The sequence below is a fragment of the Streptococcus caledonicus genome, from assembly GCF_042656225.1.
GTDB classification, from domain to species: Bacteria; Bacillota; Bacilli; order Lactobacillales; family Streptococcaceae; genus Streptococcus; species Streptococcus caledonicus.
This window is the reverse complement of the sequence record NZ_JBHSOJ010000016.1, coordinates 521,473-545,737: the sequence shown is the minus strand read 5'-3', so window position 1 is coordinate 545,737 and position 24,265 is coordinate 521,473. Positions and strand designations below refer to the sequence as shown.

The 24,265-nt window shown below is 37.9% G+C and carries 18 protein-coding genes and 1 pseudogene; 2 read left to right on the top strand and 17 right to left on the bottom strand.

From position 1 onward, the window contains the following. Positions 1–22: 22 nt before the first annotated feature. From ACFPQ3_RS06555 to ACFPQ3_RS06510, 9 genes and pseudogenes are all read right to left on the bottom strand, one after another. Complete coding sequence (locus tag ACFPQ3_RS06555) at positions 23–1,663, bottom strand: phosphoenolpyruvate carboxykinase (ATP) (protein ID WP_156805260.1); 1,641 nt, start codon at positions 1,661–1,663, stop codon at positions 23–25. A 119-nt stretch (positions 1,664–1,782) separates the two neighbouring features. Further along, positions 1,783–2,157: a hypothetical protein gene (locus ACFPQ3_RS06550; RefSeq protein WP_156805261.1), complete on the bottom strand. Its 375-nt coding sequence runs from the start codon at positions 2,155–2,157 to the stop codon at positions 1,783–1,785. 73 nt (positions 2,158–2,230) lie between these two features. Continuing rightward, positions 2,231–2,515, bottom strand: coding sequence for a hypothetical protein (locus ACFPQ3_RS06545; RefSeq protein WP_156805262.1), 285 nt, complete (start codon positions 2,513–2,515; stop codon positions 2,231–2,233). 80 nt (positions 2,516–2,595) lie between these two features. Further along, positions 2,596–4,005, bottom strand: coding sequence for a polysaccharide deacetylase family protein (locus ACFPQ3_RS06540; protein WP_156805263.1), 1,410 nt, complete (start codon positions 4,003–4,005; stop codon positions 2,596–2,598). Between the two features lie 191 nt (positions 4,006–4,196). Beyond that, a pseudogene (locus tag ACFPQ3_RS11830) lies at positions 4,197–5,139 on the bottom strand (IS982 family transposase). Positions 5,140–5,443: 304 nt separating this feature from the next. Beyond that, positions 5,444–6,871: an NADP-dependent glyceraldehyde-3-phosphate dehydrogenase gene (locus ACFPQ3_RS06525; protein WP_156805264.1), complete on the bottom strand. Its 1,428-nt coding sequence runs from the start codon at positions 6,869–6,871 to the stop codon at positions 5,444–5,446. Between the two features lie 169 nt (positions 6,872–7,040). Then, entirely contained in the window at positions 7,041–7,703 is a 663-nt protein-coding gene (locus ACFPQ3_RS06520) for a TMEM164-related integral membrane acyltransferase (protein WP_161980638.1), read from the bottom strand. 1 nt (position 7,704) lies between these two features. After that, a complete protein-coding gene (locus ACFPQ3_RS06515; protein ID WP_156805266.1) occupies positions 7,705–9,069 on the bottom strand; it encodes a UDP-N-acetylmuramoyl-tripeptide--D-alanyl-D-alanine ligase in 1,365 nt (454 codons plus the stop codon). 211 nt (positions 9,070–9,280) lie between these two features. Then, positions 9,281–10,327, bottom strand: a complete 1,047-nt coding sequence (locus tag ACFPQ3_RS06510; RefSeq protein ID WP_156805267.1) for a D-alanine--D-alanine ligase — start codon at positions 10,325–10,327, stop codon at positions 9,281–9,283. A gap of 191 nt (positions 10,328–10,518) precedes the next feature. Between ACFPQ3_RS06510 and trkA the strand changes: the two genes are divergently transcribed. Then, positions 10,519–11,877: a Trk system potassium transporter TrkA gene (gene trkA, locus ACFPQ3_RS06505; RefSeq protein WP_156805268.1), complete on the top strand. Its 1,359-nt coding sequence runs from the start codon at positions 10,519–10,521 to the stop codon at positions 11,875–11,877. A 3-nt stretch (positions 11,878–11,880) separates the two neighbouring features. Beyond that, positions 11,881–13,320, top strand: coding sequence for a TrkH family potassium uptake protein (locus tag ACFPQ3_RS06500; RefSeq protein ID WP_156805269.1), 1,440 nt, complete (start codon positions 11,881–11,883; stop codon positions 13,318–13,320). Positions 13,321–13,396: 76 nt separating this feature from the next. Here ACFPQ3_RS06500 and ACFPQ3_RS06495 read toward each other — a convergent pair whose 3' ends face one another. The 8 genes from ACFPQ3_RS06495 to ACFPQ3_RS06460 all read right to left on the bottom strand — a co-directional run bounded on the left by ACFPQ3_RS06495 (position 13,397) and on the right by ACFPQ3_RS06460 (position 24,231). Next, positions 13,397–14,998, bottom strand: coding sequence for a type I restriction-modification system subunit M (locus tag ACFPQ3_RS06495; RefSeq protein ID WP_156805270.1), 1,602 nt, complete (start codon positions 14,996–14,998; stop codon positions 13,397–13,399). An 85-nt stretch (positions 14,999–15,083) separates the two neighbouring features. Then, positions 15,084–15,374: a helix-turn-helix domain-containing protein gene (locus ACFPQ3_RS06490; RefSeq protein WP_156805271.1), complete on the bottom strand. Its 291-nt coding sequence runs from the start codon at positions 15,372–15,374 to the stop codon at positions 15,084–15,086. 159 nt (positions 15,375–15,533) lie between these two features. Then, positions 15,534–17,429, bottom strand: coding sequence for a P-loop NTPase family protein (locus ACFPQ3_RS06485; protein WP_156805272.1), 1,896 nt, complete (start codon positions 17,427–17,429; stop codon positions 15,534–15,536). A 15-nt stretch (positions 17,430–17,444) separates the two neighbouring features. Further along, positions 17,445–18,653, bottom strand: coding sequence for a restriction endonuclease subunit S (locus ACFPQ3_RS06480; protein ID WP_156805273.1), 1,209 nt, complete (start codon positions 18,651–18,653; stop codon positions 17,445–17,447). Between the two features lie 67 nt (positions 18,654–18,720). Further along, positions 18,721–19,221: a DUF4411 family protein gene (locus ACFPQ3_RS06475; protein WP_156805274.1), complete on the bottom strand. Its 501-nt coding sequence runs from the start codon at positions 19,219–19,221 to the stop codon at positions 18,721–18,723. Positions 19,222–19,224: 3 nt separating this feature from the next. Then, positions 19,225–20,334, bottom strand: a complete 1,110-nt coding sequence (locus ACFPQ3_RS06470; RefSeq protein WP_156805275.1) for an ImmA/IrrE family metallo-endopeptidase — start codon at positions 20,332–20,334, stop codon at positions 19,225–19,227. 265 nt (positions 20,335–20,599) lie between these two features. Next, the gene (locus ACFPQ3_RS06465; protein WP_156805276.1) at positions 20,600–23,599 is read right to left on the bottom strand and encodes a type I restriction endonuclease subunit R; all 3,000 of its coding nucleotides are present in this window, start codon (positions 23,597–23,599) and stop codon (positions 20,600–20,602) included. Positions 23,600–23,643: 44 nt separating this feature from the next. Next, positions 23,644–24,231, bottom strand: coding sequence for a uracil-DNA glycosylase family protein (locus ACFPQ3_RS06460; protein ID WP_156805277.1), 588 nt, complete (start codon positions 24,229–24,231; stop codon positions 23,644–23,646). Positions 24,232–24,265 lie beyond the last annotated feature (34 nt).

Here is a 24,265-nt window from a genome sequence, read left to right as displayed (position 1 = left end):
GTCGCCCCTCTCGTTCTAGTATCTAGTTCAAATCGTTGAAAACTGCTTCCATGTGGAGAATAGCTTCCGCTGGAAGTGGATTTTCTTGGTTATCATGGTTAAAGTTAAGAAGATAATTGAGACGAATTTGCATACGGTCACGGAGAAGTTGACGATAAGCATCATCAAAATCAGGAACTTCAAAACCTTCAACGTCTAGGTAATCAAAGCCACGAACATCGCCGAAATCTTTGAATTCACCCGTACCATCAACAACGCTCTCAATAATACCAAGAGTCACTTCTTTTGGAATTTTCTTACCCATATAAGAGCCAGTGTTAATCACATAGCATTGTACACCAGATTCAAAAAGTGATTGGAATTTCTTATAATCTTCAACCAATGGATACACACGGAATGGGTTAGCGTAAGGCTCAATGATGAGACTGTTGAGGCTGTCAGAAGTATTTTCAGCACTCGAACGCATGGTGGTCAAGGTACAACCCATGGTTGCTGCCATAACAGGATCAGATAAACGAACCAATGGTGGTAGCGAATCATCTTTCATAATCCAGAAGATTGATTGAATTGGATCATCAATACGGTCAACACGGTTTGGTGTCGAATAACGTGATTTCACTGTACGACCATTTCCATTTCGCACATCTTCTGTTACAAGGCGGAGCTTACCTTCTTTATCAAGAGCTACACCACAGTTTTGAACCGTCACAAAGTAATCTTGTTCTTTATGTCCAGCGGGATAGTCACTAGTCTTATCAAAGTAAGATGGTTCTAAAGCAATTGATGAGCCATCTTTTTGAGAAATGATGAAGGCATCATCGTGAAGAACATTAATCTCGTACTTGCCATCATGTTTCGCATGAGTGAGGGTAGATTTACCAGAACCTGATAGACCAAAGAATGAAGCAACGTAAGGATCTTGTCCTTTTTTCTTGAAGATTTTAAGACCGCCGTGACAAGAAACATAATTATTACGGGCCGCTGTTCCCCAAGCAAGGGTCAAAGTCGATTTTTTCAATTCACCGAAATAGTGCATCCCAAGAATAACGGCACAGTTATGGTTAGTATCAAAGTAAGCTAGCCCATCAGGATAATCTGGGTGTGACCACTCTGGATCTGAGAAGATATAAATATCTGTTTCTTCATAGCGTGGAGAGTTCTTCAAACGTGCCAAGTAGTCTGCATTCATGATCTGGAAGTTCATCAACCATGAATAAAGGTTGTTGATATCATCTTCTGGCACCATGAGGTGGGCACGAAGCATGAACGCCTCATCAAGACCTACAATAGCATCCGCTTTATAATACTGTCTATGACGACTTTCAAAAATAGCATCACGGACAATTGGCAACAATTTCGCATCTTCCTGTGGGTTATTCCCATAGATGCGACGTGCTTTTGCAGTACGACCAACAATTGCTCCGCCATTTGCCAATAACACTTTCGCATCATCTGGAAGACCAAGTTCTTTAGTATGAGCAACCGGCATATCAAGCACAATAGTATTTGGTGCTTTCAAAGCTAACTGGTAAGCCTCAACTAACGTTTTGATTGGCTTCACATGATTTTCATAAAAAGCAGTCTCAACTGTTGTTTTCAAAGCTGAAAAGTAAGGTGTGTCCTTACGCATAACTTCTTCTGCAAAATGCTGACGTGTAACCATAAGGTTTCCTCCTGAAATTGTAATCGTTTTCTTTAATGCCAGTATACTACTTTTTTTGAGAAAGCGCTACCATTTTTTGGTAAAAAATTTGATTTTCTTGAAAATTATTCTGTCTAACATCATTCGACTTCATTACCGGAGTGAATTGTTACACCCTTTCCATTATAAAAAGAATCATAAAATTCTTGATATTCAGCAACTTTTTCAGCTGAGAATAAATCAGTATCAATAACCTTTACAATTTCCCAACATCCAATAACTGCATTAGGCTCATCTTTCTGTCCCAAGAAAACAGCATCATCTTCAATATAAAACGTAATATTACTCCAGTCATCTGTTTCAAGAGCTTCAAAAATGATTTCTTTCCCTTTAAAAACTTTCCACACCTCTCTGGCAATCTCTCGAAAGCCTTGTTTATCAGTTACGATATCTTCAAGCGTGAGTTTTTGTCCTTTTTCAGTTAAGTAGAGATAATGATTGACTCCTTTTGTCACATATTAATCTGACAAGATACCTGGTTGATCACGTTGAATAGCGACACGGTAAGCCTTGTCACCAATCAAAGGATTAGCCAGTTTTTCTGGATAAATAATTGTAGCCAATTTGACTATTTCTTTCATTTTCGACAACTTCGGTAATGGCTTTGCCAAGTTTTGAAGTGATTACCTTAGGCATTGCGAAAAAGAGATTGCCTGAACCTTCTATGATCAGTTCCTTGTCAAAATCTACAATGGCCACTTCTAAGTAAGTTTTCAAGCGCTGCTCTTTTTCAATACTACTCCAGTAAAAGACACCAACTCCTAGCACAACTAGCAACATCAGAGAAACAATAAATTTCCAGCGTTTAAACATAACATCACATCCTTTCAAGATGATTATATCACTTTGGAATACGTTTACAAAAATAAAAAGACTACTTTCGTAGCCTATTACTATACACCATATAATTCACTCAGAGTTACAAATTGGTAACCTTGATTCACCAGATAATCTAAAATAGTTGGCAGAGCATCTGCTGTTGTTCCGTGGATATCATGCATGAGGATAACAGCACCAGGCCGAACTTGACTTTGGATATTAGCTAAAATGGCTTGTGTGTTGCGATTTTTCCAATCCAAGGTGTCAACATCCCATAAAATTTGCGGATAGCCGACCGTTGCTTGGACTGTTGCATTTGTAGCTCCATAAGGTGGTCTCATGAATTTGACCGGTTTTCCAATTGCCGCTGTAATCACTTTCGTAGTTTCCTCCATCTGCCATTTGATGTCATTAACTGATAAGGATGGTAACGAAGGATGGCTCCAAGTGTGGTTACCTACTTCATGACCTTCAGCAACCTCTCTCTTTAAAATTGCCTCGTTACCAACTACAGAGTTTCCAAGAACAAAAAATGTAGCTTTAGCATTATACTGCTTTAAGGTATCTAAAATACGAGTTGTGCTAGATGGATTTGGCCCATCGTCAAAAGTTAAGGCAACGACTTTACCGGGGAGAACCACTTGTGGATGACCTTGTGCCATAGCAAGCGCTCTTTCTTTTTCTAAACGTGCTTTTTCCTCTTGATATGTACGATAAGCGTTTAAAGCATCACCTTGAAGATATTTAGAATCAAGGTGATCGTATAATTCTTTTAGAGGAAGATAGCAGACTTCGGTACCAGATATTTTTTGTGGCAAATGAATATCTAAAGCATCTGATTTTGGAACAAAAGAGAGTGTTTTCAAATCAATATTTTTAAGTTCTCCCAATTGAGTTTTCGCCGTCTCATCTAGTTTACCTTCATCAGAGAGTTGCTTTTCCATAAAACCAACCCATTTGTTAATGAAAAATGCTGTGTCAGAAACAAGGTCAGTTATTAGAAAAAGTTGACCATCCTCTTTAACATAAAGTTCCTTACCTTCTATCGTTTTTTTTAAGGTTACTTCTTTAGGATTATTAGCATACTCACGACTTTGAAGTTTATACTGTGCTACAGTTGCAAGTTCTGAAGGACTAACTTTACTATCCACAAAAGCGAGTTGCTTAATTTTAGAAGATTTCTCAGAGGAACTGCCATAGTACTCAGCAATGAGAGCTTGCATTTCTTGAGTAACAGCAGGTAGTGGTTCTTTATCTTTACCAATAGGATATGCTGCTAATACATAGGTTTGGTCAATCATCCCAGCTTGAATAGAAACTTTTTGATTTGCTGTCATGGCTTTTTCTTCCTGTGAAATGACTGTTGCAATCCGCTCTTTTTCCCACTCTTTTACCTTTTGCTGATACACCTGATAACCTATAATTACAATAACTAAAACTAGTAATACATTTACAACTCGTAGGATTTTAACCCAGTCTTTCAATGCCTTCCTCCTTGAACTGTATTATACTCATGATACTAAAATCAAGACTATTCGTCAACGAAAAATCTGAACTAATGTGGTTTAAATGTTCACTTTATAACTTAATAGGATAATTAAATTTTAAAACCATAGACTGTTATTAACACGTCTTACTTCCAAACTCAAATGATTGAAATAATAGGCTTTGGATTTTATTTAGTAATTTTTACCCGTTGTGCTAGTGAATCAGGTATAGTCAAGAGAATATTTAGACTCACACCAAATTCACAGTGACTCTCCTCAAGTAAAAGAGAATAGATAAGTAATATGGCCTCTGTTTTAAATTTGAGTGATTGTAAATTTCTGCATCGTAAATCTCCAATTCCAAACTGCTCTAAACTTGAAAATACGGTTTTTATGGGTTTTCTTAAACGGCTTATCCTATGATTTTCAAACCATGAATAGTTCGCTATATTTTTTCGTAGTTGAGAAATTAACTTAATACCATGACGTTCTAGAACTTCTTTTGTTATCTGATCCACATAACCTTTATCACCATAAATGAGTAAAAAAGACTGTTTTCAAGAAGTTCTAAAGCAACATCTCCATCATAAACAGATGCTGGTGTTACAACATAATCAATGGGAAATCCAGTATCACTGACAAGAACAGAAAATTTCAACCCGTAATAATATTGTTTCTTAGTCGCGTTGTAGGCAATGTTTGCGACATCTGATAAGAGAGTTGCTCGTAAGTGACGAATAGGTTGACATAAAGTACAAGGAAAGTTGTCAATTAAACCGAAAGAACAGTTTTGACAACTGTCAGAGACCATAAAGTAGCACATGCGCTGAATGCTTTGAGCAAGATTTTGGCAGATACGACAAAAACGTGAGCGTTCTGGAAAATTATCTGGAAAAAGATTACGACGAATGGCGCGATAAATAGCACTTGCGGTACGACAACCTTCTTGAAAAGCCCAGAGATAGCTGGCGTTAAGAATCACATCGGATTGCTTTTGTAAGTGAACATTCGTCGATTTCTGATGTCATTAGGGACAAAGCGATGATATAAAGTGATAACTTTGGTCAAGATTTTTGAAAAAATGGCTTGTGTTTGAGTGAGATTTGCGAGATAATAATTTTGGCTTTGCATATCATTTCCTCATTTCGTGATTGTTTTGAGTTTATGATATGCAAAGTTTTTTAATTTTACCAGTATTAACTAGCACAACGGGTTATATTATCTAACAATTATCCTAAATGTGGTTTTGGAGTCTTCAAAGGACTAGAAGATCTTTGAAGATGGGAAATAGGTCTGCCGAATTCGGCAGCCATAAGTCTGGTAGACCTTTTTGAATGTCCCTATTTTTTAAGAAAATAACTCAAAAAGTAATTTTTGGGATTTGACTCAATATTTCCAAAAAAATCCCCCAACAATTGTTAGGAGATTAAAAATATTATTTAATATCAAAGACAATAGATTTCACAGTAGTCATTGCTTCAATTGAGTATTTGATACCTTGTGTACCAGCACCAGATTTTTTAGCGCCTAAGAATGGGAAGTTATCTGTACCACGTTGAGTTTTGTTGTTGATGTGAACTGTACCAACTTCTAATTTCTCAGCAATTGAAAAAGCAAGCGGGAAATCATTTGTGAAGACTGAAGCCTGAAGTCCATATTCAGACTTATTAGACAATTCAATAGCTTCTTCAACAGATTTAACACGAATAACTGGAAGGACTGGACCAAATGGTTCTTCCCAAGCAAGACGCATGTCAGATGTTACTCTATCGAAAAGAATTGGACAGATAAGGTTTCCTTCACGAATAATTTCAGTCTTAGCGTCAGCTCCTTTTTCAACAGCATCATTGACAAGACCTTCAACGAAATCAGCAGCACCTGTATCAATAAGTGGTGTGATATCAGCATTATCTTCAGGATTACCGATAGTCAATTTAAGCACTTTTTCACGGATAATTTCAACAAGCTCATCAGCTACTTCTTCTTGAACAAGAACACGTTTCACCGCTGTACAACGTTGACCAGAGTAACCAAAGGCACCATCTACAATATTTTTAGCAGCTAGTTCAAGATCAGCATCTTTCAATACGATAGCTGAGTCCTTACCACCAAGTTCAAGCATGATTGGGCGCATACCAGCCAATTTACCGATACGTTCACCAATTGGAGTTGAACCAGTGAAATTGATAAAGTTTACAGCTTCATGCTCAACAATGTAGTCACCGATAACAGAACCACGACCTGTAATTGTGCTAAACACACCTGCTGGAAGTCCAGCTTCTGCAAAAGCTTCTGCCAAAAGGATTCCTGAAATAGAACCTTGTGTTGGGGGTTTAAGGGCAACCACATTACCTGAAATCAAAGCTGGAGCAATTTTAGAACCAGCAAGATTCACAGGGTAATTAAATGGTGAAATTGCTAGAACAAGTCCCAAAGGTTCGCGACGAACAATAGCAATTTTTTTCTTGCTTGCAGCATCAAAGCTACCGCCTTCAAGAACTTCACCTTCCATACGCACGCCTTCTTCAGCTGCATAGCGGATAATGTCAGCTGTACGAACAACTTCAGAAACTGCTGCTTTGTAACCTTTAGCAACTTCTTGAGATAGAATAGCACCGATTTTTTCAGCATCGCGGACAAGAATATCAGCTGCTTTGTGAAGATAGGCCGCACGTTCAACGTATGAGAGTGCACGCCAAGCTGGTTGAGCAGCCTTAGCTGTTGCATAGACATAATCAACATCCTCTTGACTCATTGCTGGAACAGAACCTAGCTCTTTACCAGTCGCTGGTTCGTAAATTTTAATTTCATTGTCAGAAAGTTTCCATTCACCGTTGACAAGGTTTTTGTATTGTTTAGTCAAAATGATTCTCCTTTAAGTTTAATAGGTATATTGTAGCACATTTTTCAGAATATACAACAATTTCAACACTCAAACTGTACCGATTGGTACAATCTATGTTGTCATTGTAGCACTTTCATTTTTATTGTCAAAAATTTAATACGATATTTAAAAAATTCTTCATAAATACTTATTTTTTAGAAGTAAAAAATTGCAACATAACACTGATTAATTTAACCAGTAAAATCATGACAGTACTTACTAAAACGTAATTAAACAGAATATTTGTCGTATGAATCAGCGGCGTATCTGTCAAGAATCCGTAATTAGCTAAAGTAAGATAATTGACAATAACCAAAGCAAGATTTAAGCCAAGAGTAATGCTGATAACCTGGCACCAACTGAGTTCTTGCTCTCCTTTTTCAAAAAGATAAGCCAGCGACAGGATTAGTAGAGAATAATGTCCGATAAAAAAGAAAGTATTCGTCACATGGACAAGCGGATAGGGGTAAAAAGCAGGGACAGCAACTGCCAAAACGGCGCCAACGACGCCAAGTAACGCAAAGTAATGTTTAAAGATATTTCTAGTTGGAAATAATAAGATAGTAAACATCCCTATGCGACAATGATAAAGAGGTAGCGCTTCGTTTAAGGGAAAGCCAATTCGTACATACCACAAATAGACTAAAAGCATCATGAGGGATAATACACTTCTCACAGCAATGATAAATCGATGAGAACCTCTATAGCGATATCCCAAATAAAAGCAAATCGGAAGACCTAATAGACTCAGTAGGGTTCCAAACAGTGGCAAAGTCAAAACGCTGGTAGGTACGGTACTGAAGAAATCCAAATTACACTCCCTCCAATACTTGAACAACTTGACTTAACTGCATCGAATTAGATCCTTTAAGTAGAATCTGATCATTAGGTTGCAACAATTCAGTAATCTGGACAATCATTTGGGCAAACTGATCTTCTTCTGCTGTTTTCTTAAAATAATAAACATGACCAATCGGGAACATTTGACTGGCTAATTGGGCAAGCTCTGCAATGTCTTCTCCGTAGAAAATGACTGTATCAATCATTTCTGGATTTAAGCTCATGATCATGTGATTATGTAGCATTACAGAATGTTCACCTAATTCTTTCATGTCTGCTAATACAGCAATTTTTTTACCATTTGCATTAGCAGGAACACTTGAAAAAGTTTCTAAAATTAAACGCATAGCTGTTGGATTGGCATTATAGACATCTGATAAAATATCAGCACCATTAGCAGCTTTTTTCCACTCGGTACGATTGCGTGTCAAGTTAAGCTGTGATAAGGCTAAGATAATATTTTCTTCGGTAACCTCTAAAAGTTTTCCGACGTAAGCTGCAACCATAGCATTTGTAGCGTTATACTTTCCTGGTACTGGAAGGGTAATAGCCGAGCTCATGAAATTAGTCTTGAATGTTAAACTTTCTTTTTCTTCTACCAAGTTCAAGACCTTAAGCTCTGCCTTGTCTCCAAAGCGGTGAATGCTTAGACCATCAGGTAGGTAGGTATCTACAATGGTATCTTCTGGTAATAATAAAGTAGCACCGCTTGGCATACCATCTGCTAGCTGCATCTTGCCTTCCGCAATTTTCTCACGCGTTCCAAAGAACTCTAAGTGAGCCTCGCCTATCAACGTAATGACACCAATGCTTGGTTTGGATAACTCAGATAAGAGTTTGATATCGCCAAGGTGATCTTGCCCCATCTCTAAAACGATTTTCTCGGTGTCTTCTGGCATATGAAGAACCGTGTAAGGCAAACCAATTTCATTATTATAGTTGCCCTGTGTCTTATAGGTTTTATAAGTTGTTGCTAGGATATCATGAATCATATCTTTAGTGGTTGTTTTTCCATTAGAGCCTGTGACTGCAATGACTTCAACAGCCATTTTTTCAAGATAATAAGCAGCCAATTCCTGAAATACCTTTAAGCAATCTTCCACTAAAATATGCGGGAAATCAACTTTTCTTTCTGAAAAAGTGACTACAGCACCATTTTCAAAAGCTGTCGCTATAAAATCATGCCCATCACGTGCTCCTTTGAGAGGCAGAAAGATATCTCCTGTCCCTATAAGTCGACTATCAAACTCAATTTTATTCAATGAGAGGTCTTCAAAAATAGACACATCATTTTTTGCTCTCACAACACGCGCAATTTCGTGTAAGGTTAAATCCATATTAGTCCTTTCGTTAACGTACATAGTTCACCATTTTGATGATTGTCTTGACTGAATAGTGCAGCCAGTTTGGCCTATTTTTATCAATCCCGATTACCTAATCTAACCAGTTATATGGTAACTATCATAATACAGCTCCCGTTATTGTTCTAGAAAATTATTGTTATAAAAGATCAAAAAAAGAGCTTAAGCTCTCTCATTATATCATATTTTAAATCAAATGACTTTCTCGCTTGTGAAACATCTCTTGAGCTAGACGAACGAGGGTTTCAATTAAGTCTGGATACTGTAATCCCATATTGTCCCAAAGAAGTGGGTACATTGACCATTGCGTAAAGCCTGGCATGGTATTTAGTTCATTGAGGTAAATTGAACCATCCTCTGTCAAGAAGAAGTCACAACGGGATAGCCCACAACCTCCAATAGCACGGAAAGCTTTTGCAGCATAATCACGCATCTGGTTCATGACTTCTACTGGAATCTCCGCTGGGATAGCCATTGTAATTTTGTTATCAATATATTTGGCTTGATAATCATAAAAGGCAACATCTTTAACTACTTCTCCCGCTTCAGTTGTCTTGACATCAGTATTGCCTAGAAGTCCAACCTCAATTTCACGCGCAACGACTCCCTGTTCGATAAGGATACGGCTGTCATATTTTAGGGCCAGGGAAATAGCAGAGCGAAGACTAGCTTCATCTTCTGCCTTGCTGATTCCTACAGACGACCCCATATTAGCCGGCTTGACAAAAATAGGGAAGGTCAGTTTAACTAAAGTATCAGAAATAACTTTTTCTAAGTCTTCACCTTCGATGAATACCGTATAAGCCACCTGCGGAACACCAGCAGACTCAAGAACACGCTTGGTTGTGATTTTGTCCATCGCAACACTTGATGACAAAATATTAGTCCCTACATAAGGCATTCTCAAAACCTCAAGGAAACCTTGGATGGCACCATCTTCTCCCATTGGACCGTGAAGGACAGGGAAAACAACAGCACCTTCTTCGTAAATATCACTTGGACGAATTTCTTGATCGTCCACAATGGTGTCGTTAGTCATCAACTTTTCGTCAGCACTAGGTGTTTCAGAAAATTCTTGTGTTTTAATGAAACGGCCTGTTTGTGTGATGAAGTAAGTTTTAACAGAAAACTTTTCATAATTAACCGCACGCATAACACTCTCTGCAGAAAGGACCGACACTTCACGCTCCGCAGAACGTCCACCATAAAGCAAAATTAGAGTTTCTTTAGACATTTATTCTCTCTTTTCCATGTATCGTATTTTCTCATTTTATCATAATTTAGCTGTAAATACAAAGTTGATAATAATGTAAGAAATACTGATATTTTTCGTGCAATTTTCCTAAAAAGGAGTATAATATATAAGATATTAAAAGAGAGGTAAAACATATCGACATTCAAGATATGTTTCAGGATGTTTAATCCATGAGAATTATTGTAGTTGGTGCTGGAAAAGTCGGCTCCGCTCTATGCCGCTCATTAGTTGATGAAAAGCATGATGTTACTTTAATTGAAGACAATGAACAAGTTCTTAAACAAATCGTTAAACGTCACGACATGATTGGCATTGTCGGAAATGGAGCTAATTTTAAGATTTTAGAACAGGCTGAGATTAAAAATTGTGATATTTTTGTTGCACTAACAGATAAAGATGAATTGAATATGATTGCAGCTGTACTAGCTAAGAAAATGGGGGCTAAAGAAACTGTCGTTCGTGTTCGGAATCCTGAGTATTCGAATACCTACTTTAAAGATAAGAACTTCTTAGATTTTTCACTCGTAGTCAATCCAGAGCTTTTAACAGCTCGTTATATTGCCAACAGTGTTGAATTCCCAAACGCTAAGTCTGTTGAGCACTTTGTCAATGGACGTGTCATGTTAATGGAATTCAAAATTTCCGACGGTAGCAAGCTTTGTAACCTACAATTAAGCCAATTCCGTAAGAAATTTGGAAATATTCTTGTTTGTGCCATTCAACGTGGACAAGATATTATTATTCCTGATGGAGATGCTACATTACAGACCGGTGATATCATTTTCGTCACAGGAAATCGTGTTGAAATGATTCTTTTTCATAATTTTGTTAAATCAAAGGCAGTGCGTCGCATGCTATTAATTGGTGCAGGTAAGATTTCTTATTACTTGCTCAATATCTTTAGAAATAGCAAAGCACATGTGAATGTTAAGATTATCGAAGTTGATGAAAAACGCGCTCGATGGTTTAGTGAGGAATTCCCTGAAACTCACGTCGTACAGGGAGATGGAACAGCCAAAAGCGTCCTCTTAGAAGAAGGGGTCGAACACTTTGACGCCGTTGCCACACTAACACCGATTGATGAAGAAAACATCATTACATCAATGTTTTTAGAAAAAATTGGTGTCCGCAAAAACATTACCAAAGTTAACCGTACAAGCTTGTTGGAAATTATCGACCGTGAAGAATTTTCAAGTATTGTAACACCAAAACGTATTGCTGTTGACAATATTATGCACTTTATCCGTGGTCGTAAAAATGCTCAAGATGCCTCTAGCCTTGATGCCCTCCACCATGTTGGAGATGGGCGCATAGAGACCCTCCAATTTGAAATCCGTGAAGGTAATCAAATGGTTGGAAAATCACTGGCTGAACTTCGTTTTAAGTCAGATGTGTTGATTGCAGCAATCATTCGTAACGGGAAGCCAATCTATCCAACAGGTGATGACATTTTAGCTATTGATGATAAGCTCGTTGTTATTACGCTTTTGCAGAACATCACAAACTCTTTTGAATTGTTAGCGAGGTAAGTCATGAACCGTTCTATGATTAGATTTCTCCTTGCTAAACTTCTTTTAATTGAGGCTGCGTTACTGTTTGTCCCATTGATTGTAGCAATCATTTATCAAGAAAAGGCAAATATTTTATGGGCAATCTTGGGGACGCAGGCTATTCTACTTATCTTAGGCATGCTAGGCATTATAGCCAAGCCTAAAAATCTTCATATTTACACTAAAGAAGGCTTGCTGATCACAGCCCTAGTCTGGATTCTTTGGTCCTTCTTTGGAGCACTTCCCTTTGTCTTTTCTGGTCAAATTCCAAATATTATTGATGCCTTCTTTGAAGTGTCTTCTGGTTTTACAACAACAGGGGCAACTATTTTACCAAATGTTGCTGTCTTATCTCACTCCTTACTTTTTTGGCGTAGCTTTACCCATTTAATCGGTGGTATGGGGGTACTGGTTTTTGCACTGGCGATTATGGATAATAGTAAAAATGCCCATCTAGAGGTTATGAAAGCCGAAGTTCCTGGACCGGTATTTGGTAAAGTTGTTGCACGATTAAAAAATACTGCCCAAATTTTATATATTATTTATTTGGCAATGTTTGCTATCTTGACACTAATTCTCATCATTTCTGGAATGCCTTTTTACGATAGTTTAGTCACTGCGATGGGGACGGCTGGTACTGGTGGTTTTGCGGTATATAATGATTCGATTGCTCACTATAACAGTTCATTGATTACCAATGTTGTATCCATCGGTATGCTGGTTTTTGGGGTTAATTTCAATCTTTATTATCTCCTTTTAATCCGCAAATTAAAAACCTTTATCGGAGACGAGGAACTTCGTGTTTATCTTGGTATTGTAGCAATGGCGACTGTTATGATTTTTCTAAATGTTAGCCACCTCTATCCAACGGTTCAAAAGGGTTTAGAATTATCATTTTTCCAAGTAACTTCTGTGATTACCACGACTGGTTTTGGAATAACCGATATCACTGCCTGGCCACTTTTTTCACAAGTTATTTTGTTATTATTAATGTTTATTGGTGGCTCTGCTGGGTCAACCGCTGGTGGAATCAAAGTTGCTCGAGCGATGATTATTTCCAAAATTTCGCGACTTCAAGCCCTTTCAAGCCTCTATCCCAACAGAATTATGACCATTCACATCAATCATCAGCCTCTTGATAAAGCAACACAGCATGGTGTCCTTAAATATTTGGGAATCTATGTGCTCATCATGCTAGGCTTGACCCTAAGCCTATCTCTTGATCATGATAATATGATGGTGGTCATTAGCGCTGTAGCCTCAACGTTTAACAATATTGGGCCAATGCTAGGCACCGCAGATACCTTTGCTATCTTTAGCCCATTTTCTAAACTGCTCCTTTCCTTTGCCATGATTGCAGGACGTTTGGAAATCTACCCAATCTTACTTCTATTCATCCCAAAAACCTGGAGCAAATATTAACCCACCAAACCAATTCCAAGCGGAGTTGGTTTTTTGAATGCCAAAAAACACCAGATGATGGTCTGGTGTCACATGTCTATAAAGTCAAATCCTTCAAAAAGGCGTCTAATTCAGCCTGTGCTTCTGGTGTGGTGCCCTTGAGCTGGTGAAGGAGGTCTGTCAGCTGGGCTGACTTGGTCGCAATCTCTTGGTTAGTCTTGTTAATGTTCGCAACAATATCCGTCAATGGTGCTACTTCTTCCTCCTCAAAGGTATCAACGTAGCGAGGGATATTGAGGTTAAAATCATTTTCTTGCAACTCTTCAAAGCTCGCCAGATGGGCAAACTTGTCCATGTCCTCGCGAGACTTGTAAGCCTCTAAGATTTTCTCGATGTGCTTATCTTCCATGAGGTTCTGGTTTTTACCCTTGGTAAATTCTTTAGAGGCATCAATGAAATAAACATCACGAGTGGTTCTATCTTTTTTGAGAACAATAACTGTGGTTGGAATGCTGGTATTGAAGAAAATATTGGCTGGCAGACCAATCACGGTATCAATAGCCCCCTCTTCTAGCAGATGTTGACGGATTTTCCCTTCCGCATTGCCACGGAAAAGAACTCCGTGTGGTAGGACAATGGCCATGACCCCACCATCTTGCTTGAGGTGATAGTAACCGTGCAAGAGAAAGGCAAAGTCCGCTTTTGATTTTGGAGCCAAGGCGCCAAAGGCTGAGAAACGAGGGTCTTGCAAGAAACCACTGTCTGCTGCCCACTTGGCTGAATAAGGTGGGTTCATGAGCACCCCATCAAAGTTGGTTGGCTCCTGTGTTGGCCAGTCTTCATCCAGTGTGTCTGCATTGTGCAAATACTGGTTTTCAATCGGTACACCGTGCAAAATCATGTTCATGCGCGCCAGATTATAGGTCGAGGTATTGAGCTCCTGACCAAAATAAGAAATAGTATTTGGTTCATGGCTATACCGTTTAGCATTCAAGAGCAGAGAACCAGAACCCATTGTGGCATCGTAAAGAGTGAAGCCTTTTTTATCCTCACGACCAAGTAGGGCAATCTGCGTCATTAGCTTAGCCACAGGCTGTGGCGTGTAAAACTCTCCAGCCTTCTTCCCTGAGTCAGTCGCAAATTGACCAATCAGATATTCATAAGCATCTCCAAGCATATCACCAGCGTGACCTGCCACATCCAACACCGCCAATTCTTTCATGACCCCTGAAATAGTTTGGTTTTGTTTTTGAGGCGTCGCCCCTAACTTTTTCGAGTACAAATCAATATCTTCAAAGAGATTTTCAAAGAGCTCATCCGCCTGTTCGATGTTACGGAAACCTTGTGCCAACTCCTCTAGCTGAAAAGTACCGTCATTGACCCGATCCACCAAGGCCGTAAAGGTCAAGTCTGGCTCAATGGCATAGGACATCTCGCCCTTAATCACCGCCAGCAAATCACTATGCGTCTCCTCGTCCTCGTAGTAACCACGATAGAGGCCTAAAGCCTTGTGCAAGTCATCTGTCGGCTCCTCCATGGTCTCAGCCACGTAAAAGAGCATCTTATCCGACAAATACTTGTAAAAGACCATGCCCAAGAGATAGGACTTGTAGTCATTGGCATCCATCTTAGAGCGGAGAATATCCGCCGAATTCCAAAGCGCCTGATACAGCGATTGGGAGGTTTGTAGTTGTTCCATGTTCTTGTCTTTCTAAAGGTTTATTTTTTGAAAATAGCAGAGCTGATAGGAAGTACTCCAAGTAACTTAGATAGTCGTTATTTTACTACTGCTCCAAAGGCACAACAGCTAAGGTCTTTCCAAGACTGGCTAGCACCTTCAAAACCGTATCCAATTGCGGACTGGTTTTTCCAGATTCCATCCGAGCAATCACAGGCTGACTAACACCGCTGAGCTGCTCCAATTTCTTTTGACTGATACCCTTTTCTTGCCTTGCCTTAATTAACTCCAGCATGACAGCCACCCTCAAATCACTTTCACGCAATTCCTCAGGTGTAAAAAGCTTCTCTTGAACATCTTCCCAACGGCTACCAATAGCTGGATTGTTTGTTGTCATACCGTGCCTCGTTTTGTAATAGATATTTGTAGAAATTTTTCTATTTCAATTATAACTCAAAAGTTATCGAACGTAAATACTTTTAAGTTATTGAAACACATTAAGTGCTTATCTTATTATTCGAAAAAGGTATTGATCCGATAAAAGAGTTTTTAAAAATTAGTCCTCTCTTTTATATCTTTCATCTATCTCATATTTGAATTTAAAACCTTCTAGTTCCATTTTATCTAATCGATGTTTCAACATACTTACAGTTTGAGAATTATCTATTTCATTTCCATAATCAAAGCTGTAAGTTTTTTCCCAGACAGTAAATGTTTTATCCGCAGGGATGTAATCAAAATCATCTATATTTTTTCCATTGAAAATAATACCTTGTAAAATCCAAAAAGATATAAATTGAGTATCAGTTAATGAATCAACTACTTCCCAGATGTCATCTGTCCATTCAGAAAATTTTGCCCATAAATTGTTACCGGAAAGGTAAACTGCAAGCACAATATCTTTCCTTTCATCTGAAGAATTCAAAATGTTATCACACTGAATATCAGGGAACAATTCTCCTAGTTCATGAAAACTAAAAATGTGATATTTTTCAAAGAGATATAGCTGTTTAGAAAAATCATAGCCAGCGTTATCTAAAACTTTTTTCCACCCTTCGTAGATTTCATGATTAATTTCATCGTCAGTTTTATTTTCACGCTCTTTAGGAATAGAGTACATCATAGAGTTACCATGCATTCCCATGAATTGTTTAGGAGGCATGATTTCTTTTTGTTTTTCGCGAATAATGTAGGAAATTGTATCACTCGTCTTATAGTCACGTATATACTCTAGAGCCAACTGTAGTAACTTCTCTTTTCTCTCCCTAGTAAAGTTTCCATAATTAGCTGATAAATACTTGTAGAAATCAGTACCACTGCTTGATAATAATTGCTCCTTAAGTAGAACATCACTATTAATTATCTCCTCTAGCTCACTGACTGCTGTGTTTGATACTTGTTCATATAAAAAATATTCACTACGATTATAGGCAAAACACGGTGGATAGCCTTCATTATATTTATATAAGCCATCAATTTGAGAGGTTATTAGAAATTTTGGAACATCTTCTCCCTCATCAATATCTACACCAAAACCATTTATTAAATTTTGATAGAGATTTGAGTGGAATAGATAGGTATAAATTACTAGTAACTGTTGCTCTATTTGAACATGTTCTAACTTACATCGGTCAAAAAATTCCTTGCTAACATAGTCATTGAAATGCTCTCTATCCCTTAAATTTCTCCCCTCATTTATAATGAGTTGTTTAAAATCCTGCGAAAGTATCGTCTCAAATTTTTCTTCTAATGCACCAAAATAGGTCTCCCAAATATTCTTGGGATGCAGTGCAAAAGGCAACGCAATTCTTCTATCAATAATTTTCGAAAGAAAGTTGGTTTTCACTTCGTAGATATTTGAAATATCTCCTACAAACACAATCGGTAATTTCCCTTTAAGAAGACTAAAAATTTTATATGCTTCTTCCTGTTGCCTATCTGTTAAGCGATCAAAATCATCAAAAATTAATACAGATTTATCATGCTTTAATTTATTAAGAAGAAAAATCCAAAAAATATCTGATTTGAATTTAAAAAACTGATAGATAGCTACTAATAAAGCGATAATACCTACAAAGAAAAATAGAAATTTAAATGGGAGTCCAATTTCTTTAATAAGATTTTCAATTCCAAGATTAACAACATTCGTTGACAATATCGAAACTACCACAGATAAAATTGATAAAACTAATATTCCATAATAATATTTGGGATGTAATTTTGAAAAAACAATTTCTAAGGTAGGTCTACTATCATTGATTTTCCATAAGTCAATAAATATCAATTTTTTATTTTTCTTTTCAGAAACCTTATCTAAGAATGTAGTTTTACCAGAACCCCAAGCACCGTTTAAAAAATAGGTCTTATTTTCATCCAATAACTTGGAAAAATTTTCTTCCGCAGTAGAAGTATCAATATTTTCTAACTGTATAACACTATTGTTTTTGCACATAATACCTCACAACATTTAAATAAACATATCCTGTAAAAGTTTTTTCTTCAAGGTTTCCAGTTGCGTGATTTTGTCTTGGTAATTAGAAATAAGCTCATCTAGGTTTGAGAAGAAAGCGCCGATGGCTTGTTGTTCTTCCAATGATGGAAAGAATATTTTAAAATCTCCATACTCTTTACCATTTACTCCTGGTTGACCAGAACGTTGAGAAGTAATTTCAATAAAATTTTTATATTTTCTAGTTAAAGTATTTTGAAAAACAAAATTGGCATCGAATTCTTTAGAAATCCTAATTCTTATTAAAAATCCTGCAAAATAAACTTTGCCATCACTTTCCTTGTAAATATAGCTCTTACCTACGCTAGCACCTGTTCGAGCAAATAGTACATCATTGGGTTCGAGAAGATAATTATCTAAATTAGCTACATCAATATCAGGTGATGTCATGCTCTTTTTTATAAATTTCCTGCTTTCATCATCAATATCAGTAATTCTCAAATACTTATTTTCACCATCAAATTCTTTCGCAGAAGCATTAAGACCATATTCGATACTATCAGAAATATCTTTCAACTTCTTCTCTTCCCACTCACCATCAAATCCATCTAAGCGTATTTCAGGGCTAGTCTGTCCTGCCTTTGGAAACATCTTGGACAGCATGGTCGCCTTAAAAGCTTGATAGTTGGCCAAATTATCCTTATAGGCAGACAAGAGCTCATCAAGTGTTTGGAAGAGAGAGCCGATGGATTGTTGTTCGGGGAGGGAAGAGACAGCTAGAATTCTTTCCTCCATCATGGATTTGGTAACATGAACCATAGTAGATCCATTTGTATTTAGCTTGATTCTCTCTTTATCTTGTTCAAGCAAAGTATAAAAAAATCTTTTATCTATAATTGCTTCGTCTATTAAAACTTTCCAAATGTGATAGTGATAAATAATTTTCTCACCATTCCAAATTTCTGGACCAAAATTAGTTGCCCAGAGATATAGTAGGTCGCCATTGTCAGCATACTTATTCTCTTCTAATTCTAGATTTGAATAATACCATTGTTCATTAGTGTTGAAATTCCCAACACGAAGTACTCGATATTTTCCATTATCTAACAATTCTTCTTGCTTATACGCTCTACCATTTAAAAGTTGAGAAATATCTCCAAGTTGTTTTATCTTCCACTCATCATCAAATTCTTTGAATCTGAGGGTGGGGATAGTTGATTTTGCCATGATTAACTCCAATATATTCTATATGTTTTAAGAAAACTCCCTTGAGTTTCTAAACTCAAGAGAGTCATCAAATCATTAAGTTTACTTCTTCAAAAAAAGTGTTCATATCTATACAACGAACCTCAAGCTCCTTACAAACATCTGGTATTTTAGGATTTTTACTTGGATTTTTACTATTTAAACTAACATTACTAGTTTCGCTAGTAACAACTGTAAGATTTTCAGCTTTTGCAATTGCTATAATCCAAGGATCAGCTATCCTTTCGTGTGCCCATCCTTTATCACCCATTAAAGCTCCGTCAGAATATACATCACTCTCACTAATATAATTTAGCACACTTCCCCAGTCTGCAACGTAATCTTTATGATTGATAATTTCTTTTAAATAGTTTTGTTTTAACCACTCAGAAAGAAAAGACGATTGATAGTTCTCACTTATGACTACATCTGGAATTATGACTTTTGAATTTAGAATAGAAGGTAATTTATTCCAAAAAGATGGAAAAAATTGTACCTTATAGTATCTATCATAAAAATTCAAATAAATGTTAGCATCTAATAAGTACAATATCTATTTAATCCCTTCTACTAATATTTTATAGCCTTTATATTTAACTCCAACGATTTCCATAGCATCAGTCTGAGAAATTTTATTTTGTATAACAGCATTATTTACATACTTAAAGAAAGATTTATCCATTCTAAACTTTAAATTATGATTATAATTTCCCTTTGAAGTTTTCTTATTTATTTTTGAGATTTTTTCAAACTCTACTTCTAATTTCTCAATAATCTCATTATATGCTATGTTACTGATATATTTTAAATCTAGTAGTCTTCTTGCAATAACAAACGGACTCACTTCAAATTTGTTAGAAATTCGATTCAATTGCTCCTCGTAATCTGCCGTTTCTATAAGTAAGGATTTTAATGAATCAGCAGGAACCAAAAACTCACCTGTAATTTTATTGACAAAAGTTTCTAATGGATCTTTAAGGTAAGAATTACTATTTTCCACTAAATCATTATGTCCAAATAATAAGTGAACAAACTCATGTATTATGGTAAACAATTGTCCTGTTTTCGAGTCTTTCTGATTAATAAAAATAATTGGAGCTTTTTTATCTGTTAGTACAAATCCCCGAAATTCCTTCAAATTTAAATTTCTATGTGTATTGTCTTTCACTTTACCATTAAAAAAGACAAAAACACCTAAATTATTCATTTTCTCTCGATAAGACGAAAGTCTATTTTTAACTAATTCTTCACCTAGTAAGCTACGAACTGCATCTAAAACATCCTTTTCTGAAGATTTTATGGAAAAACTACCAATAAAATCTAATTCATCATCAACTTCACTTCTCAAGAAATCTTGTTTTGTTTGAATCTCAGCAATAGTATCTCTTAATTCTGGACTCATATCTGAAATTATGTGAGAGTTAATAGTTCGAAAATTTATCCTTACATCAGCAGTATTTATCTTCTTATTCAGTAGCAACAATCCAGTAGGAATATTTATAATTCTTGCAATGGTAGAAAGTTGATTGAATGTTGGCTGTATTTCCCCAGTCAAAATTTTATCTATTTTGTTCACTTTTGTTCTAATAACATCAAGAGGAGTTTCTGATATCTGAATATAACTTTTTAAATTTTCATAGTTAATATCTATTTTTTTACTCATAAAACACCTCCTTTTACTACGTTTACCAATAGTTTAACAAATTTAACTACTTTTTTCAATTTTTCTAAAAAAATTATGAATACAGTAGACAACAATATATTAAAAATTGAACTTGCCTACGATGCTGTATGTTGTTAATTGAACACGAACCTAATTCCTTCGGAAAAAAAAGATGAATTGTTTTGTCTGTAAACAAACATCGCCAATTCCCTATTTTTCATTTAGGAATTTTCGCTATAGCGAATCGGTTCTTTGTATCTTATGCCTACCTCCTCACTCTCAGTGGTTCTATCACTTCTTCGATGAGTTGGGTGTAGGCTTTTTTGATTTCGATTTTGTATTTGAGGGGGTTGAGCGCTTCTGCGACGTCGGTTTTATAGTCTTGGTAGCGTTGGCTTTGGCTGAGTTCGCTTTCGCCAAGTTGCTTGCTCTCCCCTTTGCGGTAGTTTTTGACGAGATACATGAGTTCGTCTGCGCCGATATACCATTTCTTAGCCAGTTGGGTGACTTCCTTGGTAATCACGGCTTCTATCATTTGGTCGAGGATATTGGTGATGGATTGTCCGCGGTAGCTTTCTGGGTCCATTTGGATTTGGAGCCAGAGGTCGGCGATAACTTGAGCAAGGCCTTGGTTGGTTTTGGCAAGGTCTGCGATATAGGCATCCACGGCTGCAATGTCTTTGGCGGTCAATTCTTTTTGGGCATCATCTGCCTGCGGGATAAAGGCTTGGATGAGTGAAATGATGTACTCGTAGTTAATCTCATCGAGATGGACGGATTCCAACTCATAGAGGATATCGAGTGGTTCATCGTCTGAATCGTCATTATCATCTTTACGTCTCTTGATTTCTTCGAGGACATTTTGGTAGGTGCCCATATAGGTTTCTAGGAGTTCTTCTGTCAATCCTGTTTCTGCAAAGATGGTATCTTGGTCGTATTCGGAATAGACCTTGATAGAGGCAAAATAACGGTCAAATTCTTGATAGGATTTGGCAAATTTCTTGAGTAATTCGGTACTAGCACTGCTGATATCCAGTCCAATCTCGCTGTCTGTCGCTATTTGATTTTGCAGGATGGCTAATTTTTCGTCGAAGACTGCTTTTTCGTCTGCCCATTCAGGGGCTAAAACACTGGTTTCACCGCCGTTGGAATAAAGGCGCAACGCTTTGTCCACGGCTTCTTTAAAAGCATCTGGGGTTTGGAAGGTGATAATCTGACCAAACTTTTTAGCACCATTGAAGATACGGTTGGTTCGGCTAAAGGCCTGAATCAAATCGTGAGGCTGCATGGGCTTGCGGTCGATGAAGAGAGTCGAAAGACAAGGGGCATCAAAACCTGTCAGAAGACGGTTAACCACGATAACCAAGTCCAGTTGCTCTTCACGGAAGAGGTACTTGTCCTTCTTACGAGCCAGGCGATTATTGACATCGGTATTGAAGCCACGCAGGTCTGCTATCGTGTAGTGGGTGCCAAACTCAGCATTGTAATCATAGATAGCTTCCTTCATCTTGTTCTGATTGACCGTTGACTCCTCGTCATTTTCCGTCACGGAGTAAGTGATGGTAAACTTTGGAAAATCTGGGAGGACTTGCTTCACGCGCTCAGAAATCTTCACTCTAGTCTCACCTGCTTTGACGCGTTTTAAGAGGTCATAATATTTCTGCGCCATAGGGATAGACTTCACGGTTAAGATGGCATTAAAGGTCTGTCCGACACCGTTTTGAAAGCCAAGTTGCCCACGGGATTTATTGATGATAGCGTCCAGCACTTCTAGCATGTGCTCCTCGTCCTCATAGGCGCTGTCTGGAATATCTTTTTCAGCGATGTCTTTATTGAGAATGAGGGTGTTTTTATAGTCCACTTTGAAGCCAAGGACAGCCTTGTCATGGATAGCTTCCTTAACGGTGTATTCGTGGAGGCGTTTGCCGTACTGTTCTTCAGTTGTTTGGGCGAGATTCCCGAGTTGTTGGCGTTTGTTTTCTGCAAAGATTGGCGTTCCTGTAAAACCATACCAGAGCGAATGGATAAAGAAGCTTGAGAGTTTAAGCTGAGCCTGTGGGGTCACCGCACGATGGCATTCGTCCACAACAAAGGCGACTTTGAGTTGCTTGATTTTATCTGCTTCCTTGCTGTAGAGCCCGTCTTCAATTTTGCGCATCATGGTTGCCAGTTTTTGAATAGTCGTTACCACCACGCGCTTATCATCTGCCACCAGTCGTTTTACCAACTGATGAGTATTATCCGTCTCGTCAATGTCAATGACATCATTGGCAGCGTAGGAGAGAAAACTTGAGGTCGTCTGCTGATCCAAGTCGCTACGATCCACCACAAAAATGGTCTTGGCAATAGACGGAATCTGTAAAAGATTACGAGCGACCTTATAAGAAGTCAGGGTCTTACCAGAACCAGTTGTGTGCCAGACATAGCCTGACTCTTGCTTACGGCTGGCTTCCTGCACCGCTTCAATGGCATGAACTTGATAAGGACGAAGTAAAATCAAGGCTTTCTTGTCATCGTCAATCACTGAATATTGCATGACCATCTGGTGGGCTCTTGGAATCGAGAGCACCTCTTTGGCAAAGGCAAAAAGATTGAGCACTGGTTGATTGTTGGTATCCACCCACTTGGTCAAGAAAGTATCATTGAGTTTGTTTTCTTTTGCGGCTGCGATATAGCGAGTATCCGTTAGGTTAGACACGACAAACATCTGTAAGCTAGAGTAAATCCCGCGCAGTTTGCCTTCACGGTCGTATTTTTTAATTTGACGAAAAGCATCCATAAACGGATGTTGGGCATTTTTCAGTTCAATCTGAATCAGAGGCAGTCCGTTGATTAACAACGTCACATCGAGTCTTCTGTCTTGGTCTGCTGGTTCTACTTTAGGACGCTCCACTTGATTCACCACTTCATAAGAAGAGGTACCGCCAGCAACATTATCTCGCCAAATGACGGATAAACGGATAGTGCCTAGACTAGCATCCTCACGTTGTACTTGAACTTTGGCAATGCCATTCTCACCCGCCAACCATTTAGCAGCTTCGTAGTAATTGATAAAGTTAAGCTGGTTTTTAACCTGTGCCTTTTCTTGCTCCGTCAAAGGCGTGCCATTTAACACGGCAACGTTATTTTGCTCTAATTTGGCAAAGAAATTGTCCCAGAGGGCATCCTCTGTTTTTAAATCACTCCGATAACTCCATTGACTGTTTCCAGTCGTCAATTGGTCAATGAGTTGTTGTTCAATCGCTAATTCACCTGTGTATGTCATACTGCATTCCTAATCTTAAATAGATACTTCCATTATACCATCGTTCAGCCATTTCCCAAAATCTCTGCCACACGTTTTCGAAGCTCTGGGAGAACGGTTTCTTTAAACCAGGGATTTTTCTTCTGCCAGATATTATTTCTTGGGGATGGATGTACTAGGGGAAAATAGCGGGGCAGGAAATCTTGAAAATGCCTTACTGTATCGGTAAGTTTGGCTGATTTTGGTTGGTTTAGGTAATACTGCTGCGCGTACTTGCCAATGAGAATGACCAGCTCGACTTCAGGCATAAGATCAAACATCGGCGCATGCCATTTTTCTGCAAAGCCCTGTCGTGGTGGAAGGTCACCCGACTTACCTGTGCCTGGGAAATAGAAATCCATAGGCACAACTGCAATCAAGCCTGAGTTGTAAAACATTTCTCTATCAATCCCTAGCCACTCTCTTAGATTGTCCCCAGAGGGGTCGTTAAAGTACATGCCAGTCGCCTCCGCACGACTCCCTGGCGCTTGTCCGACAATGACAATCTTTGCGGTCCTTGGTGCCGCTACCAGAGGAGCAATTCCTCTTTCAGTGAAGTCCTGATTGTCATGGTCAGCCATAATGGCTGAGATAATATCCTCTAGTGTTTTCATTGTATTCTTCCTTTGAGTACGAAAAAAGGTCATA